Source organism: Hominiventricola filiformis, assembly GCF_020686965.1.
Taxonomy (GTDB): Bacteria; Bacillota; Clostridia; order Lachnospirales; family Lachnospiraceae; genus Hominiventricola; species Hominiventricola filiformis.
Window position 1 is genome coordinate 143,667 of record NZ_JAJEPS010000002.1, and the last position, 16,900, is coordinate 160,566.

Here is a 16,900-nt window from a genome sequence, read left to right on the forward strand (position 1 = left end):
CGTTCTACCCTTTCAGTTCTGTCTGTGCTTCTGCACTTTCCTCTTTCAGATACTGCTGATCCAGTGCGTTGATAAAGGGATAATAGATCAATCCTCCGATTACCAGTACTATCAACTGCAGAATACCGCCTCGGATATCAGCACACATCATCCATCCTCCAAACGGTGCAGGCATGGTCCACGGAACAGTGACACCCGTAGGATACGGTACCAGTCCGAAGAACATAGCCGCGAAAGAGATTCCTACCGTAACAAGCGGTACAATAAAGAAAGGAATCGCCATCATCGGATTCAAAACCAGCGGAAGTCCGAAAATAACCGGTTCATTTACATTAAAGATACCCGGCAGAAAGCTCAGTTTTCCGAGAGATTTCAGGCGTTTTGATTTACATTTAAATGCCATGATCAAAGCCAGGGAAACTGTATTACCGGTACCGCCAAGGAAAATAATCAGATTAGCAAAATCCTGCGTTGCAATATACGGTCTGACAGCGTCTGCTGTGGTCTGAAAAATATCCAGATTTGCAAAACGTGCTGCATACCACAAAGGCCCCATAAAAGAATCAATTACCGCCGTTCCATGAATACCGAAAAACCATAATATAGAATTCAGCACAGTAATGAAAATTGTTCCTATGAAGGTTGTTCCTATATTGGTGAGCGGCATCTGAATCACTGTAACGATAAAGTTAGATACAGTTCCATAGGGAGTTGCTTCAAAAATCAACCGCAAAATCAGAAACAGAATCACGATCAGGGTTGCCGGAATCAGTGCTTCAAACTGTCTTGTCACAAATCCCGGAACAGTAGACGGCATTTTAATCTTAATATCTTTCTTCAGAAGAACTGCATACAGCTTCGTTGCGATTAACGCTGTCAGCATTGCAGTAAAAAGACCTGCGGAGTCAAAACTGGATGTAGCATATCCGCCTCCATCTATCTGCTGGAGCAGAAGAAAATAGGCACTGATAGAGATTGCCACTGCCGGAAGCGGCTCAACCTCTTCTTCCGATGCAAGACTATGGGACACTCCAACCACCGCAAACAGTGCAACCAGTCCCATAGTTGCCGGATTTACCATATCCCAGCACCAGGTATTCCATACATCACCAACGATGGATGTCATGAATTCATGAAAAGCCGGAATTGGGAAATCACCAATAACAATTGCAAGTGAACCAACAATCAGAAGTGGCATGGACAGCATCAGACCGTCACGCAGGGCAACCAGATATTTGTTGCTTGAAAGCTTCTGGGATAATGGCATTAAATAAGTTTCAATCAGCTTTGATAAATGTTTCATGTCTTCCTCCCTCGTAAATCAGACTAATTTCGGAAAATATTCTCCATTGGCGGCAATGTATTCGTCAAGAAGCGTTCTGGCCAGTTCCGCATCGCCAACCGTACGACTGACTGTAAGCGCCATCAGTGCTTTTTGATAAGAGCCTTCCAGTGCAGCATCTACTGTCAGTTTTTCATACGCATACTGTCCTTCCAGCAGCCCCTTCTCAAAGGCACCTGCTTCCTGGATGCGAAGCGGCTCTGCCCCGTTAATACCAACTCTGCAGGCAACTTCCAGCATCATGCCTTCAGAAAGATTGGGAACAATTCCTTTATTTTCTGTAATAATCAAGAAAATATCATTTTGATTATAAGCAATGCTCATGGCCAGTTCCACAATATAGGTGGCATGTGCATCATTGTGGGCAACCGTCGCAGATGCAAAACTTCCATCTGCATCCAGATGTGATCCGCGGCTGTATTTCAAGTCAAGATCATATTGTGTGCCGCGGATCTGATTGAGACTGGCCACACCATCGCAGTATTCCTTCACCCGGCGTTCTCTTCCGTCGATGACTGTGTTCGCTCTTGTATAATTTGGATCACTGTGCTTCACCATGGTGTCAGGATAAAGATAATACTGCATATACGTATTTGGGAGAGAATGAGGGAAATCCTGTACCATTTTCTCCAGATGACGAAACGTGAAATTCCAGTAATCATCATTTTTTCCAGAATATCCAAGTTCTCTGTCGCAATCTCCGGTCTTCAATTTTTCCAACATCTCGGGAAGGACATCTTCACCGGTCTTTTTGTCATACATATGGGTAAACCAGCCAAAATGGTTCAGTCCATAATAACGTGGTTCCACATCTGTCCGCTTTCTTCCTCCTGCCAGCGGACAGAAGATATCCATAATGGAAATCGGCATATCGCAGATATTGATCAAACGATAATCATCCGGAAATACCCGTTTAGTTGCCTCTGCCACGATCGCAGCCGGATTGGAATAATTAAGTATCCATGCTTCAGGTGAATAGCGCCGGATGGTTTTTACAAGTTCAATCATTGCCGGAACAGAACGCATTCCATAGGCAAAGCCTCCAGGTCCGCAGGTCTCCTGCCCAATCACTCCATATTTAAGCGGAATCTTTTCATCCAGTTCCCTCATTTTCAATCCGCCTGCACGAATCTGTACCAGCACAAAATCAATATCTTCAAACGCTTTCTGAGGGTCCGTTGTATAGGAAAACTCAGCTTCCGGATAATATTCCCGAAACAGGATCTCACCAAATTTTCCTATATGTTCCTGTCTGTCGGCATCAATGTCATAGAGAACGACTTTCCGGAGAGGAAAATCCTCTCGTACCAGACAAAGCATCTCCAGCATATCAGGAGTATAGGTACTCCCGCCGCCGGCAATTGCAACTGAAAAATTTTTTTTCATACATGCTTCCTTCCTTTTTTGCATATTTATACGCCTGCATATTCAGCAGGACTTCATCTGTACAAAGGATAAGGAATTTGCGATTTTTTTTCAAGAGATTGGAAAGACAAAGAAATTTGTAACTTCAAGAAAAAACATGTTACTCTTTCAACGGAAGGATTGAAGTGCGGCAACGAAAATGATAGAATGTATCAAAAGCACTGAATATGCATATTTACGCATATTCAGTGCAAATAAAGTACTAATTTGGACAAGATATATTCCAGAAGAATGATCGTTCTTCCAATAAAAAAATCCGGCACATTATAAGCAACTGAACCTGTTGACCGGATCACCAAATGCGGACTGCTCAAGTCCGCCAAAGCAGAAGACCCATTAGCTGTAATCAGTGCGATATCATGACCTGCGGCCTTTGCACACTGGGCAATATTGATCAGATCTTTTGTCTCACCGCTTTTAGAGAAAAATATGCAAAGGCTCGGGGTGTCTTCCCTCCGCATCATATCAGAAGGGGATCCATCATAGGCAAGAAATCCGAGCGTAGCCAGTCTTCTCATAAAATAAGAAGAGGCTATGGTAGAAAAGCCAAGTCCTATGACAAAGATACAGTTATTCTGATGTTTCAGAAGCAATTCGACAAACATATCTATGGCCGGCTCATTCACAGGATCAAGAATACTGGTCAGTTCAATACCTTCTGCCGGTTTTTGTTCCTCGTCAACCGAATGTCTCAGAGAATAGATCATATCACTATAACCCTGATAGCCAAGTTTCTTTGCCAGCTTTATTACCGTAGTTGTAGAGACATAAGCCTGACGTGCTATCATCCGGATATTAATCTTTGTATCTCCCTGTTCGATTGCATTCAGTATACAGGACAGGACTTTATGCTCTGTTTCATTTAATAAGTGTTGCTGTGAAAAATGCAGGTTTTTCAAAAAAATCACCTCTCTGTGAATGTACATTGCCATATTATAACACACTTTAACAAAAAATTAATCAGGAGGATTTTCAAATGAACGTATTATTACTTTGTTCTCAGGGTATGTCTACCGGAATGCTCTGTGAAAAAATTACACAGGCTGCAAAAGAAGACGGAAAAGAGCTTCATATCTGGGCTGCCAGTGAAATTAAAGCAAGAGAACATGTTGGAAAAGCGGATTTAATTCTGCTTGGGCCGCAGATCCGTTATCTTCAGAAACGTATCAGTGAGATGGCACCCGGAAAACCGGTAGAAGTCATTGATATGATGGCCTATGGAATGATGGATGGTAAAAAAGTATATTCCGACATCAAAAAATATATGGAGGACTGATCCTATGACAATTACTCAGGAAGTTCTGGAACAATCCTGCCTGGGACTGATTTCCTATAGCGGTGCTGCAAAAAGTGACTATCTGGAAGCTGTTGAATGTGCCAAATCGGGAGACTTCGAACAGGCTGAAGCAGCTATTGAACGCGGAAATGAAAACTACCTGCATGCCCATGAAGCACATTTTGGATTACTTCAGGAAGAAACCGGTACAGAAGGTGGACTTCTGACCCGATTACTTCTGGTTCATGCTGAGGATCAGCTGGCAATGGCCGAAATGGCCCGAATCATGGCAGAAGAACTAATCGAAGTCTACAAAAGAATCAACTGAGTCGGAGGACTTTCTTATGTTAAAACTCGGTTCCCATGTAGGCATGAGCGGTAAAAAAATGATGCTCGGCTCTGTGGAAGAAGCTCTCTCTTACGGGGCAAATACCTTTATGATTTACACCGGCGCGCCCCAGAATACCCGCCGAAAAGAGATCAGTGAGCTGAACATTGACGCTGCCCACGCACTGATGAAAGAAAATGGCATCGATGAGTTCATTATCCATGCTCCCTATATCATCAATCTGGCCAACACCGTCAAACCGGAAACCTATGAACTGGCCGTCAATTTTCTCCGGCTGGAGCTGACCCGTGCCGACGCCATGGGCAGCAATATCATGGTACTTCACCCGGGTGCCCACGTAGGAGCCGGTGTGGATGCCGGTATTGCCTCGATTGTAAAGGGATTAAATGAAGTACTGACAGACGATACAAACTGTATGGTAGCACTGGAAACCATGGCTGGAAAAGGTTCTGAGATTGGACGGAATTTTGAGGAGCTGGCACGGATTTATGACGGCGTAGAGAAAAAAGACCGGCTTCGTGTCTGCTTCGATACCTGCCATACCCATGACAGTGGTTATGATATTGTCAACGATTTTGACGGGGTAATTGCACACTTTGACCAGGTGCTGGGAAAAGATCAGATTGCTGCCTTCCATATCAATGACAGCAAAAATCCCCGTGGAGCCGCAAAGGACCGCCACGAGAATCTTGGAAGAGGCTGTATTGGTTTTGATGCTCTGAACTACATCGTCCATCATCCGGATTTTGCGGATGTTCCGAAGATTCTCGAAACGCCGTGGATTCCCGTTGACGGTGATAAAAAGAATACCAGAGCCCCTTATAAAGAAGAAATTGCTATGCTGCGCGCGGGCTATCATTCATAGACAATGCTTCGGAAGATAGAAGGCTATGATTCACAGTTGCTGAATCAGGCAGAGAAAGGTGACAGGATGTGAAAGGAACGTCCGCAGTCCCGGTACTTCACGAGAACAAGCTTTTTGCGATGTTCGAGTGTTAGTACCGCTGGATCGAGGACTTAGCGCGAGCGGTTCCGCTCACATCCTGTCACCTTTTTTCTGCCGGTTTACCACATGTGAGTTTCCTTATGCCTTCGTTTTCTCCGGCAGCTGTGCAAGAATAATAGCTCCGAACATGAGTACACAACCGAACAGTTCTCTGATGCTCAGGCTCTGATGCAGAATCACCCATCCTGCCAGCACGGAAAAGACGGACTCCAGACTTAAGAGCAGAGATGCCACAGTGGGGTCCGCATTTTTTTGGGCTATAATCTGTAGCGTATAAGCCACCCCGCAGGACATGACTCCCGCATACAGAAGCGGCATAGATGCTGCCAGAATGCCCGTTAATTCCGGGTGTTCCCAGATCAGCATAGGGATTCCGCAGGCAATACCTGCCACCAAAAACTGGATTGCAGACAGCCGTACGCCATCCACTTTTGGTGAAAAATGGTCAATAACCAGGATATGCACTGAAAAACATACCGCACACAGGATCACCAGAAAGTCCCCTGTGTTAAGACGAAATGTCTCATTCATGCAGAGAAAATAAAGACCTGCTACCGCCAGTGCCACACAGAACCAGATGAGCAGACGGACTTTCTTTCCAAGAAAAATACCGAAAATTGGAACCAGTACAATATACATGGCGGTAATAAATCCGGCTTTTCCTACCGTTGTAAACAAGATGCCCCACTGCTGCAGGCTGCTCGCAATACCAAGGGCCAGTCCGCAGCAAATACCTCCGGTAACCAGCGTCTTTGTATCTCCACGACGGCTTTTCATTTCTTCATCCGTAAGTCCGCTTTTTCTGGCGCTCTTATCCATAAATAGAATCACCGGGATCAGCACTGCCGCACCAATCAGACACCGGACTGCATTAAAAGTAAAGGGTCCGACATAATCCATTCCCACGCTCTGTGCTACGAATGCACAGCCCCAGATCAGGGCTGTCAGCACCAGCAGCACATTATTTTTCATCTGTTTCATTCTCTCACTCATCCTCCGACTGTCTATTCTTCTTATTTTGATGCCATGTCCAGAAGACAGTCTCTTAATTCTGACACCGTGTCAAGGAGCGTCTTTGCTCCCAGACTTTCCAGCAGTTCCTTATCACGAAATCCCCAGGAGACAGAAATACACGGAATCCCGGCGTTTTCTGCAGTAGCAAGATCTACTTCGGAATCCCCTACATAGACACAGTCCTTCAGTGGAACACCGATTCCTGCTGCCGCCTCAATCACGGTATCCGGCGCTGGCTTTTTCTTCACCCGCTCAGATTCTCCGATAGCCAGCGGCACCAGATCTCTAAAGGTCTCCCGGCACAGTTCCTTCACTGCCGCATCGGATTTATTGGAGACAACCGCCGTGGGAATTCCTTTTTCCTTCAGCTCTGCCAGCAGTTCCATAATCCCTGCATAGGGCGCCGTATGGTCGTTTAAATGCACCGCATAATGTTCCCGGAATTTCTGAAAACACTCCTCAAACTTCGGATTCTCTTCTCCGTCCGGTACGGAACGGACCATGAGGTTCCGGACTCCATTTCCTACAAAACTTCTGACTTCCATTCTGGTTCGTTCCGGGAAACCGCAGGCAGCAAGGGCTGCATTGACACTTTGGTACAAATCCTCCAGAGTATCAAGCAGTGTCCCGTCAAGATCAAATAATACGCCTTTTATCATGATAATTCAAATGCTCCCGTATATAACTGATAATAACGTCCTTTTTCTGCCAGCAGAGACTCGTGGTCACCACGTTCGATGATGCGTCCCTGATCCAGTACCATGATAACATCAGAGTTCTTAATAGTAGAGAGACGATGGGCAATGACAAAGACCGTTCTGCCTTTCATCAGCTTATCCATACCACTCTGGACGATGGTCTCGGTTCTTGTATCAATACTGGATGTTGCCTCGTCAAGAATCAGTACCGGCGGATCTGCGATGGCTGCACGCGCAATGGCCAGAAGCTGACGCTCACCCTGAGAAAGCTCGGAACCGTCGCCGCTTAAGACCGTATCGTATCCCTGCGGCAGTTTGGTAATGAAATAATGGGCATTGGCCAGTTTTGCCGCTGCGATAACTTCCTCGTCCGTTGCATCCAATTTTCCGTAACGGATATTGTCTGCCACGGTTCCGGTAAACAGATGGGTATCCTGCAGTACCATGCCAAGAGATCTTCTTAAATCCGGTTTCTTGATTTTATTAATATTAATACCATCATAACGGATCTTTCCATCCTGAATATCATAAAAACGGTTAATCAGGTTGGTAATTGTCGTCTTTCCGGCACCGGTTGCACCGACAAATGCAACTTTCTGTCCCGGTTTTGCATACATCTTAATATCATGAAGAACGATCTTGTCATCCGTATATCCAAAGTCTACACCGTTGAATACCACATCACCCTGGAGTTTTTCGTAGGTGATAGTACCATCTGCCTGGTGGGGATGTTTCCATGCCCAGATACCAGTTCTCACCGGAGACTCTTTAAGAGTTCCGTCCGGCTCCTCCACCGCATTGACCAGAGTTACGTAACCATGATCTTCTTCCACCGGCTCATCCAGGAGATCAAAGACACGCTCTGCTCCTGCCAGCGCCATAATAATGGAGTTAAACTGCTGGGACACCTGGGTGATCGGCATATTAAAGCTTCTCGTCAGCTGCAGGAAAGATGCCAGTGCACCAAGGGTCAGACCGCCCACACCATTGATGGCCAGAATAGAACCAACTGCCAGAGTAATAACGTAGTTGATATTTCCAAGGTTTGCCATAACCGGCATCAGAATGTTGGCATAAATATTTGCATTTTTTGCACTGTCAAAAAGTCCGTCGTTAAGCTCATAGAATTTCTTTTTCGTCTCTTCCTCATGACAGAATACTTTGACCACCTTCTGGCCTTCCATCATCTCTTCAATGTAACCGTTCAGAACTCCCAGATCCTTCTGCTGGCGGATAAAGTATTTTCCACTCTGGGAACCAATCTTCCGGACCGCTCCGACCATAACAGCAACCATAACAATGATCAGCAGCGTCAGGGGAATACTCAGCACAATCATGGAAATGAACGTACTTACAATGGTGATCACAGAGCTTAACATCTGTGGAATACTCTGGCTGATCATCTGGCGAAGTGTATCCGTATCGTTGGTGTAGCAGCTCATGATATCGCCATGGGCATGGGTATCGAAGTATTTGATGGGCAGGCGCTCCATATGGGTAAACATATCATCACGAATCCGTTTCAAAGTTCCCTGGGTCACATTGACCATCAGTCTCGCATAAAGAAACGTGGCAAAGGTTCCGATATAGTAAATTCCTGCCATTATAAGCAGTGCCCGTACAAGGGGAGCAAAACTCGGATTATTTTCGGAAAGGAACGGCATGATATAATCATCGATCAGATTTTTAATAAACAGATTGCCTGCCACAGCAGCCAGAGAACTGACCGCAATGCCGATAGCAACAAACACACATTCCACTTTATAATAGTTCCACACATAGGAGAGCAGGCGCATCAGGGTCTTGCCCGGATTCTTGCTGCCGCGTCCATTCATGTTCTTCTTATTCATTCAAACCTGCTCCTTTCTGCTGTAATCTGTAAATATCCCGGTAAATCTCATTGGTCTCTAAGAGCTCTTCATGGGTTCCCATGCCAGAGATACGTCCCTGGTCAAGAACCAGAATCCGATCGGCATCTTCAATAGAAGAAATACGCTGGGCAATGATAATTTTGGTCGTAGCCGGAATCTCCTCCCGGAATGCCTTCCGGATCAGAGCATCGGTCTTCGTATCCACCGCACTGGTGGAGTCGTCGAGAATCAGGATCTTCGGCTTCTTTAAGAGGGCTCTGGCAATACAGAGTCTTTGTTTCTGACCGCCGGAAACATTACTTCCCCCCTGCTCAATGAAGGTCTCATAGCCATCCGGCATCTTGTCAATAAACTCACTGGCCTGGGCAAGCTCGCAGGCATGACGGCATTCTTCCTCCGTTGCCTCCTTGTTGCCCCAGCGCAGATTATCAAGAATGGTACCGGAGAACAATACGTTCTTCTGGAGTACCATAGATACCTCATTTCGAAGGGTCTCGATATCATACTCCCGGACATCTCTTCCGCCTACACGCACGGAACCATCCAGTACGTCGTAAAGTCTCGGAATCAGCTGTACCAGCGTAGACTTGGAGCTTCCGGTTCCACCGATAATGCCGATGGTCTCTCCAGAATGAATCTGGAAATTGATATCAGCAAGGACACATTTCTCCTCCCGCTCTTCCTTCGTCTCATTTTCGCTGTAAGCAAAATTTACATGGTCAAATTCAATAGAACCATCCTCTACCTGATATACCGGGTTTTCCGGATTGTGAAGAGTACTCTTCTCATCCAGCACTTCTGTAATACGCTTTGCAGAAGAACTTGCCATGGTGACCATGACAAATACCATGGACATCATCATCAGACTCATAAGAATCTGCATGGTATAAGTAAAGAGACTCATAAGTTCTCCAGTGGTCATGGTGCCATTCACTACAATCATTTTTGCACCAATCCAGGAAATCAAAAGAATACAGGTATATACCGTCAACTGCATGACCGGCTGGTTCATAATGACCAGTTTTTCTGCATGGACACTTAAATTTTTCAGACGATCTGTTGTTTTGCAGAACTTGTCATTTTCATGATCTTCTCTTACATAAGCCTTTACCACACGAATGCCTGTCAGGTTCTCCTGCACACTGGCATTCAAACTGTCATAGCCGCGGAACATTTCATTGAACAGCGGAAATGCCCTTCTGATTACAAATGACAGCACCAATCCCAGAAATACCAGCGCAGCCAGGAAAATCAGTGATATCCTTGCATTAATTTTCACACACATGATCAGTGCGGAAATCATCATGATCGGCGCCCGCACAAACATACGCACCAGCATCTGGTATGCATTCTGCACGTTGGTCACATCCGTAGTCATACGGGTAACCAGACCTGCCGTGGAGAAATGATCAATATTCCGGAATGCAAAATCCTGAATATTATCAAACATTCCTCTTCTTAAATTACGTCCAAATCCCATGGACGCTTTCGCCGCAAATACACCCGACAGGGTACCTGCAGCCAGGGACAGCATGGCAACTACCAGCATTATGAGTCCCATTTTCATTACATAATTCATATCCCCGGTCTCTACTCCGTTGTCGATGACCAGCGCCATCAAAGTGGGGAGCAGTACTTCCAGAAATACTTCCACTGTTACAAATACCGGGGAAAGAATCGTATCTCTCTTGAATTCTCCGATATAGGACATGAGTTTTTTAATCATATTCAGCCTCCTTTAATCCAGTCTCTATCTTATTCACGCAGCGGAGCCACCATTCCCGCTCTTCCGGACTCAGCCATCCATTGACGCGCTTTTCCATCTCTTCAATACGCTCAATGACCTGACGCTGTACCCGGACGCCTTCTTCCGTCAATACCAGCTCTTTTTGTCTGGCATCGGTACTCACACTCCTGCGCTCCACAAGTCCATGCTTTTCCAATCCCTGAATCACACTGGTTACGGAAGACCTGCGAATCTTGAATTCGGATTCCAGCTCTTTCTGAAATGCCTTTTCATGATGATTTCTCTTGTACCAGAGAAATCCCAGAATCCGGCTCTGAATGGACGAAAGTTTGAACTCTTCCATCTCCTGCTCCATGGCACGACGCAAAAGACAGCTTAAATCCATAATCGTCTTAATCGGATGGTCTTCTGTCTGCAGCATTTATTTCCTCCTTTCCTGCCTATAAAAAGTTAGAACTCTAACGAGTATACGTTAGAGTTCTAACAAAGTCAAGAAGGAAATCCTTCATAAATTATGAACTTTTTGTGTTCTTCCGTTTTAAAATCCGCTCCCGGATCTCCGTAGACCGGTCAATTCCCGCATTCATAAACCGGGAACCCGGGTTGTGGGTCAGAAACCACGCGGCGCCGCTGGTCATCCGCCCTTTTAACTGCTCCTGACGGTCTTCCAGCTGTGCCATCTCTTTTTCCAACCGTTCCAGTACTTTCTCTTTCAGCTGTCCCGGATCAGGTGTCTCCACGGACGGAAGTCGTTCCGCAAGGGCTTCCTTCGTATCGGCCAGCTTCTCAGAGACCGCTTCCTTCGCAAAGGTAGAGGCAGCTTCCAGAAGCCGCTTCTTCTCTGCTGCCCGCTGCTCCAGTTCTGCCATCAGCTGCTCTGCCTGCTCCAGCATATGACGCAGATCCATAGCCTCCCGGAAAGCTCCGCTGAAATCGTAAACCATGCAGACGGTAATGAGGAAGGTTGCTACCGATACAAATTCCTGATTCATCCAGAAGACAAACCGCTCCACCTGAGGCTGAATGCCATAGACCATGGCAATGCTTAAAAATCCCCATGCAATGGAGGAACTTAAACAAATATGTCCCTTATACTGAAAATGCTGGTTGCTGTAATCCCAGTACCGTACCTTAAAGAGCCGCACCATGGCTTCTCCGGTAAAGTATTCCAATACGGTAGCCCCCACCAGGCCAACAACATACACTTCCACCGGTGAATTCTGGAATGGCAAGGTCATCCACAGCACCAAAATCGCACCACTTCCATATAAAGGAAGCCAGGGCCCCTTTAGGAAGCCCCGGTTCACAGGCCGGAGCTGTTTGAGGGATACATACGCCGACTCAAAGCACCAGCCAAATATACAATAGAGATAAAAGAAGGATAACCACTGTCTGAACGTGTAGCTATACAATACGGTAATTCCTCCGATTCTTTTTGAAAACTATACAGTGATCTCTGCCTTCACTCCCAGAACGTCTTTGTTGGCATCCAGGATCGGCTGTACCACATCACGCAGGAAATTGGTTACCTGAATCTCGGAACGGCCCACGTATCTGGAAGGTTCCATGCAGGATTCCAGCTGCTCCAGCGTCATGTTAAATGCCGGATCTGCTGCAATCAGTTCCAGAAGGTTGTTGTCTTTTCCTTCTACCTTGACATTCTTACCTGCTTCCATGGAAAGAGTTCTGATTCTCTCATGAAGCTCCTGGCGGTCTCCACCTGCTTTTACCGCATCCATCATGATGTTCTCGGTTGCCATGAACGGAAGCTCGCTGCGCAGTCTCTTCTCGATTACCTTCGGATAAACCACCAGACCATCTACGACGTTGAGACACAGGTCCAGAATACCGTCAATGGTCAGGAATCCCTCTGCGATGGAAAGACGCTTGTTAGCGGAATCATCCAGGGTTCTCTCAAACCACTGGGTAGCAGAAGTGATAGCCGGATTCAGGGCGTCAATCATCACATATCTGGAAAGAGAAGCAATACGCTCACTTCTCATAGGATTTCTCTTATATGCCATAGCAGAAGAACCGATCTGGGATTTTTCAAAGGGTTCCTCTACTTCTTTCAAATGCTGCAGCAGACGGATATCGTTGGACATCTTGTGGGCGCTGGCTGCGATACCTGCCAGAATGTTCATTACTCTGGTATCCACTTTTCTGGAATAGGTCTGTCCGGATACCGGAACACATTTTTCAAAGCCCATCTTCTTTGCGATCATCGGATCAATCTGATCAATCTTCTCCTGATCTCCATCGAAGAGTTCCAGGAAGCTTGCCTGGGTACCGGTTGTTCCTTTGGAACCAAGAAGTTTCATGGTACTTAATACATATTCCAGATCCTCCAGATCCATGCAGAACTCATTGAGCCACAGGGATGCTCTCTTGCCAACGGTAGTCGGCTGTGCCGGCTGGAAATGCGTAAATGCAAGGGTCGGAAGTGCTTTGTACTGGTCAGCAAATTTTGCCAGCTCTGCAATTACATTGATAAGTTTTTTGCGAACCAGACGAAGTCCCTCGGTCATAATAATAATATCCGTGTTGTCTCCTACATAACAGGAAGTTGCACCAAGATGGATGATTCCTTTTGCCTTCGGGCACTGCACACCATACGCATAAACGTGGGACATTACATCATGACGAACCTCTTTTTCGCGGGCTTTTGCCACATCATAATTGATGTCCTCTGCATGGGCTTTCAGCTCATCGATCTGTTCCTGGGTAATGGGCAGTCCCAGCTCTTTCTCAGTCTCTGCCAGTGCAATCCACAGTTTCCTCCAGGTCTTGAATTTCATATCCTGGGAGAAAATGTACTGCATCTCCTTACTGGCATAACGCTCTGATAACGGGCTTGTATATCTGTCTGTACTCATATGATTATTTTCCTTTCTGTGTTTGTGTACTGTCAATGCTAAGCTTTCCGGACTATGCACTTACTTATCATAGTCACCACGAATATCTTCTGTCGGCGGATCCAGAGGGTATTTTCCGGTAAAGCATCCGCTGCAATAAGGAAGTCCTCCTACCATATCACTTAGTCGCTCCAGTTTCAAGTAGGCAAGACTGTCTGCACCGATGACCTGACGGATATCTTCAACAGTACGGTTGTAGGCGATGAGCTGCTCCCGTGCCGGAACATCGGTTCCAAAATAGCACGGATATAAAAATGGCGGAGAGCTGACGCGCATATGAACTTCCGTTGCTCCGGCATCTCTTAACATTTTCACAATCCGGTCACTGGTAGTGCCGCGGACAATGGAATCATCAATCATAATGATACGTTTTCCGGCTACAGCTTCTTTCAATACGCTTAATTTTACCTGTACACTGGATTCGCGGTTGCTCTGCTTCGGCTTGATGAAGGTTCTTCCAATGTAACTATTCTTTACAAATGCGGTTCCGTAGGGAATTCCGGACTGCAGGGAATAGCCAAGGGCTGCGGCATTGCCGGATTCCGGCACACCCACTACCAGGTCTGCATCCACCGGGCTGTCCATAGCAAGATATTTTCCGGCTTCAATACGGGAACCATAGACACTGACACCATCAATGTGACTGTCCGGTCTTGCAAAATAAATATATTCAAAAATACATCTGGCTGCTTTCTCCTTCGGCAGGCAATGACTCTTGTCTGATACGATGCCGTATTTCGGAGAAATGCTGACGATCTCGCCAGGCTCCACGTCACGGACAAACTCTGCACCAATGGTCTGCAAAGCACAAGACTCAGAAGCCAGAATGTAGGTATTGTCGCGTTTTCCAATACAGAGGGGACGGAAACCATAGGGATCCCTTGCTCCCACCAGTTTTCTCGGAGACATAACCACCAGGGAATAGGCTCCCTGAATCTTATTCATGGCATGTGATACTGCTTCCTCTACGGATGCAGAATTGACCCGTTCTCTTGCAATATGATAAGCAATGACCTCAGAGTCAATGGTGGTCTGGAAAATTGCTCCGCTGTACTCCAGTTCCCGGCGAAGCTGCGGTGCATTGATCAGATTACCGTTATGTGCGACTGCCAGCGTACCTTTGATATAGTTCAGAACCAGCGGCTGTGCATTTTCACGGGTACTGCTGCCTGCGGTAGAATAACGGGTATGACCCACTCCGATATCCCCATGCATGTTCTCCAGAATCTCTGGTGTGAACACTTCATTTACCAGTCCCATGCCTTTGTGGGTCGTCACTTTTCTTGGACCATCCGTATCCCCTACGGCAATACCGCAGCTTTCCTGCCCTCTGTGCTGTAATGCCAGCAGACCATAATATACGGAAGAAGCTACGTTTCCCCCGTCAAAATCGTAGATACCGAAGACACCGCACTCCTCGTGCAGACCATCCAGTACATTTCCCTGTTCCATCCTGTTCTTTCCTTCCATCCGCGTTATCCTTCCAAAATGTATCTTTCTTGTTCTTTCGCGTTTCTGCCAATAGTATAACCTGCGCTTTTCAGAATTTCAACTGTTCAATTAGAAAATTTTATAAATTGTTACTTATTTATAAGAAAACACGCGTAATTATCCACTTTTTCATAAGCAGGCATAAAGAAAGCCGTCCTGCTGTTGAAAATAAATTCCAGCCGCAAAACAGCTTTTCTCCCCTTATCAGCCCTGATTGAATCGTGACAGGAACTGACGGGTTCTCTCTTCTTTTGTATTTCCGAATACCTCATCCGGGGTGCCCTGCTCCACAATGCGTCCGTCATCCATGAAAATCACATGATTTGCCACATCTCTTGCAAATGCCATCTCATGGGTAACGATGACCATGGTCATTTTCTGGTCAGCCAGACCTTTGATCACCTTCAGCACCTCACCGGTCAGCTCCGGATCCAGCGCTGATGTCGGCTCGTCAAAACAGAGAATGTCAGGGCGGAGTGCTAAAGCTCTTGCAATCGCCACACGCTGGCACTGTCCGCCGGAAAGCTGGTGCGGATAATTTTTCATCCGTTCACCAAGTCCCATCTCTTTTAAAAGCTGTTCTGCAAGCGCCTCAATCTCGTCGTGAATCTCTTTTTTTCTTGCCTTGTAATCCGGCTGCTCCTTTGCCAGAAGCTCCTTTGCCAGAATAACATTATCAAGAGCCGTATACTGTGGAAAAAGATTGAAGGACTGGAACACCAGTCCGAAGTGAAGCCGTTTCTTACGGATCTCCTCTTCCTGCTTGGCAGAAGAATCTGCCGCATCAAACAAAGTCTCTCCATTGACACGAATAATTCCACTATCCGGTCTCTCCAGGAAATTCAGGCAGCGCAGCATGGTCGTCTTACCGCTGCCGGAAGAACCGATGATAGACAGCACCTGACTCTTCTCCAGAGAAAAACTGATGTCTTTTAAGACTTCCGTACCTCCGAAGGATTTACTAATATGTTCTACTTCCAGAATTGGCATCTCGTCTTCCCCCTTACCTGAAATAATCCAGTTTCTTCTCCAGTCTGCCAAGTAATACGGTCAGCACACCATTGAAGATCAGATAATAAACTGCTGTAAAGAACAACGGCCAGATAGCTCCCGAAATTCCCTGGGAACCTTTCATAAATGCCTGTCCTGCCCAAATAATCTCCTGCAGTGCAATGATTCTTGCAAGAGAAGTATCCTTTACCAGAGTGATAATCTCATTGGACATGGGCGGCACAATTCTCTTAATCATCTGAAGCAGTGTGATCTTAAAGAAAATCTGGGTTCTGGTCATGCCAAGCACCAGTCCTGCTTCTTCCTGTCCTACCGGTACACTCTGAATACCTCCTCTGTAGATCTCGGAGAAATAACATGCATAGTTAAAGATGAAGGATACGGCTGCCGCTGCAAAACGGCCTGTTTCTCCTCCTCCCCAGATGGCATTTCCAAGTACCAGTCCCGGAAAATAATAAATAATCAGAAGTTGGATCATGAGCGGTGTTCCGCGGACAACCCAGACAATAACTTTTGTAAAATAACTTAACGGACGGAATCTGGACATGGAGCCAAAGGCGATAATCAGTCCCAGAGGGAATGCTCCGATCAGTGTTACAAAAAAGAGCTTTAACGTCTGTATAAAGCCGATGTTCAGTGAATGTACCACCACCGGCATCTGTTGTAATATGAGTTCCATGTACTTTTCCTGCCTTCTTTTTTCTATTGTGTCATAGACACAAGTGACAGCCAGAAGCAAAATTACGCTCCCGGCT

General features: G+C 46.2%; 16 protein-coding genes. 3 read left to right on the forward strand and 13 right to left on the reverse strand.

Annotation, left to right across the window (positions count from 1 at the left end):
* Positions 1-4 precede the first annotated feature (4 nt).
* The 3 genes from LKD36_RS03465 to LKD36_RS03475 form a co-directional block, all read right to left on the reverse strand.
* Positions 5-1,303: a PTS sugar transporter subunit IIC gene (locus tag LKD36_RS03465; protein WP_308458694.1), complete on the reverse strand. Its 1,299-nt coding sequence runs from the start codon at positions 1,301-1,303 to the stop codon at positions 5-7.
* An 18-nt stretch (positions 1,304-1,321) separates the two neighbouring features.
* Positions 1,322-2,728 carry a family 4 glycosyl hydrolase gene (locus LKD36_RS03470; RefSeq protein ID WP_308458695.1) on the reverse strand — a complete coding sequence of 469 codons (1,407 nt, stop codon included), beginning with the start codon at positions 2,726-2,728 and terminating at the stop codon, positions 1,322-1,324.
* Positions 2,729-2,952: 224 nt separating this feature from the next.
* On the reverse strand, positions 2,953-3,666 hold the full coding sequence (locus tag LKD36_RS03475; RefSeq protein WP_308458696.1) for a MurR/RpiR family transcriptional regulator: 714 nt from the start codon (positions 3,664-3,666) through the stop codon (positions 2,953-2,955).
* Positions 3,667-3,743: 77 nt separating this feature from the next.
* Here LKD36_RS03475 and LKD36_RS03480 point away from each other — a divergent pair, with 77 nt between their 5' ends.
* Genes LKD36_RS03480 through LKD36_RS03490 form a run of 3 tightly spaced genes read left to right on the forward strand, consistent with a single transcriptional unit; the run spans position 3,744 to position 5,257 of the window.
* Positions 3,744-4,043, forward strand: a complete 300-nt coding sequence (locus LKD36_RS03480; RefSeq protein WP_118770207.1) for a PTS sugar transporter subunit IIB — start codon at positions 3,744-3,746, stop codon at positions 4,041-4,043.
* A gap of 4 nt (positions 4,044-4,047) precedes the next feature.
* Positions 4,048-4,371 (forward strand): PTS lactose/cellobiose transporter subunit IIA, encoded by a 324-nt coding sequence (locus tag LKD36_RS03485; protein WP_118770208.1) that lies wholly within the window; start codon positions 4,048-4,050, stop codon positions 4,369-4,371.
* Between the two features lie 16 nt (positions 4,372-4,387).
* Entirely contained in the window at positions 4,388-5,257 is an 870-nt protein-coding gene (locus tag LKD36_RS03490) for a deoxyribonuclease IV (RefSeq protein WP_308458697.1), read from the forward strand.
* 219 nt (positions 5,258-5,476) lie between these two features.
* Here the strand turns inward: LKD36_RS03490 and LKD36_RS03495 are convergent, their stop codons facing one another.
* The 10 genes from LKD36_RS03495 to LKD36_RS03540 all read right to left on the reverse strand — a co-directional run bounded on the left by LKD36_RS03495 (position 5,477) and on the right by LKD36_RS03540 (position 16,824).
* Complete coding sequence (locus LKD36_RS03495) at positions 5,477-6,379, reverse strand: DMT family transporter (protein ID WP_308458698.1); 903 nt, start codon at positions 6,377-6,379, stop codon at positions 5,477-5,479.
* A 32-nt stretch (positions 6,380-6,411) separates the two neighbouring features.
* The gene (locus tag LKD36_RS03500; protein WP_308458699.1) at positions 6,412-7,071 is read right to left on the reverse strand and encodes an HAD family hydrolase; all 660 of its coding nucleotides are present in this window, start codon (positions 7,069-7,071) and stop codon (positions 6,412-6,414) included.
* On the reverse strand, positions 7,068-8,960 hold the full coding sequence (locus tag LKD36_RS03505) for an ABC transporter ATP-binding protein (protein ID WP_118770212.1): 1,893 nt from the start codon (positions 8,958-8,960) through the stop codon (positions 7,068-7,070). Before LKD36_RS03505 ends, LKD36_RS03500 begins: the two co-directional genes overlap by 4 nt.
* Positions 8,953-10,707 (reverse strand): ABC transporter ATP-binding protein, encoded by a 1,755-nt coding sequence (locus tag LKD36_RS03510; protein ID WP_118770213.1) that lies wholly within the window; start codon positions 10,705-10,707, stop codon positions 8,953-8,955. Before LKD36_RS03510 ends, LKD36_RS03505 begins: the two co-directional genes overlap by 8 nt.
* Complete coding sequence (locus LKD36_RS03515) at positions 10,700-11,149, reverse strand: MarR family winged helix-turn-helix transcriptional regulator (RefSeq protein ID WP_118770214.1); 450 nt, start codon at positions 11,147-11,149, stop codon at positions 10,700-10,702. Before LKD36_RS03515 ends, LKD36_RS03510 begins: the two co-directional genes overlap by 8 nt.
* Before the next feature lie 91 nt (positions 11,150-11,240).
* A complete protein-coding gene (locus LKD36_RS03520) occupies positions 11,241-12,140 on the reverse strand; it encodes a putative ABC transporter permease (protein ID WP_308458700.1) in 900 nt (299 codons plus the stop codon).
* 30 nt (positions 12,141-12,170) lie between these two features.
* Positions 12,171-13,604: an adenylosuccinate lyase gene (gene purB, locus LKD36_RS03525; RefSeq protein WP_118770216.1), complete on the reverse strand. Its 1,434-nt coding sequence runs from the start codon at positions 13,602-13,604 to the stop codon at positions 12,171-12,173.
* 60 nt (positions 13,605-13,664) lie between these two features.
* Positions 13,665-15,113, reverse strand: coding sequence for an amidophosphoribosyltransferase (gene purF / locus LKD36_RS03530; protein ID WP_308458701.1), 1,449 nt, complete (start codon positions 15,111-15,113; stop codon positions 13,665-13,667).
* Positions 15,114-15,338: 225 nt separating this feature from the next.
* Positions 15,339-16,124 (reverse strand): amino acid ABC transporter ATP-binding protein, encoded by a 786-nt coding sequence (locus LKD36_RS03535; protein ID WP_118770217.1) that lies wholly within the window; start codon positions 16,122-16,124, stop codon positions 15,339-15,341.
* Positions 16,125-16,137: 13 nt separating this feature from the next.
* Entirely contained in the window at positions 16,138-16,824 is a 687-nt protein-coding gene (locus LKD36_RS03540) for an amino acid ABC transporter permease (protein ID WP_118770218.1), read from the reverse strand.
* Between the last annotated feature and the right edge of the window lie 76 nt (positions 16,825-16,900).

Excerpts from the sequence above, each read along its gene's own strand:
- LKD36_RS03480 (WP_118770207.1), top strand. The coding sequence starts at position 3,744 with ATGAACGTATTATTACTTTGTTCTCAGGGTATGTCTACCGGAATGCTC.
- LKD36_RS03500 (WP_308458699.1), bottom strand. The coding sequence starts at position 7,071 with ATGATAAAAGGCGTATTATTTGATCTTGACGGGACACTGCTTGATACT.
- LKD36_RS03510 (WP_118770213.1), bottom strand. The coding sequence starts at position 10,707 with ATGATTAAAAAACTCATGTCCTATATCGGAGAATTCAAGAGAGATACG.
- LKD36_RS03465 (WP_308458694.1), bottom strand. The coding sequence starts at position 1,303 with ATGAAACATTTATCAAAGCTGATTGAAACTTATTTAATGCCATTATCC.
- LKD36_RS03540 (WP_118770218.1), bottom strand. The coding sequence starts at position 16,824 with ATGGAACTCATATTACAACAGATGCCGGTGGTGGTACATTCACTGAAC.
- LKD36_RS03490 (WP_308458697.1), top strand. The coding sequence starts at position 4,388 with ATGTTAAAACTCGGTTCCCATGTAGGCATGAGCGGTAAAAAAATGATG.
- LKD36_RS03495 (WP_308458698.1), bottom strand. The coding sequence starts at position 6,379 with ATGAAACAGATGAAAAATAATGTGCTGCTGGTGCTGACAGCCCTGATC.
- LKD36_RS03505 (WP_118770212.1), bottom strand. The coding sequence starts at position 8,960 with ATGAATAAGAAGAACATGAATGGACGCGGCAGCAAGAATCCGGGCAAG.
- LKD36_RS03470 (WP_308458695.1), bottom strand. The coding sequence starts at position 2,728 with ATGAAAAAAAATTTTTCAGTTGCAATTGCCGGCGGCGGGAGTACCTAT.
- purF (WP_308458701.1), bottom strand. The coding sequence starts at position 15,113 with ATGGAAGGAAAGAACAGGATGGAACAGGGAAATGTACTGGATGGTCTG.
- LKD36_RS03485 (WP_118770208.1), top strand. The coding sequence starts at position 4,048 with ATGACAATTACTCAGGAAGTTCTGGAACAATCCTGCCTGGGACTGATT.
- purB (WP_118770216.1), bottom strand. The coding sequence starts at position 13,604 with ATGAGTACAGACAGATATACAAGCCCGTTATCAGAGCGTTATGCCAGT.
- LKD36_RS03515 (WP_118770214.1), bottom strand. The coding sequence starts at position 11,149 with ATGCTGCAGACAGAAGACCATCCGATTAAGACGATTATGGATTTAAGC.
- LKD36_RS03535 (WP_118770217.1), bottom strand. The coding sequence starts at position 16,124 with ATGCCAATTCTGGAAGTAGAACATATTAGTAAATCCTTCGGAGGTACG.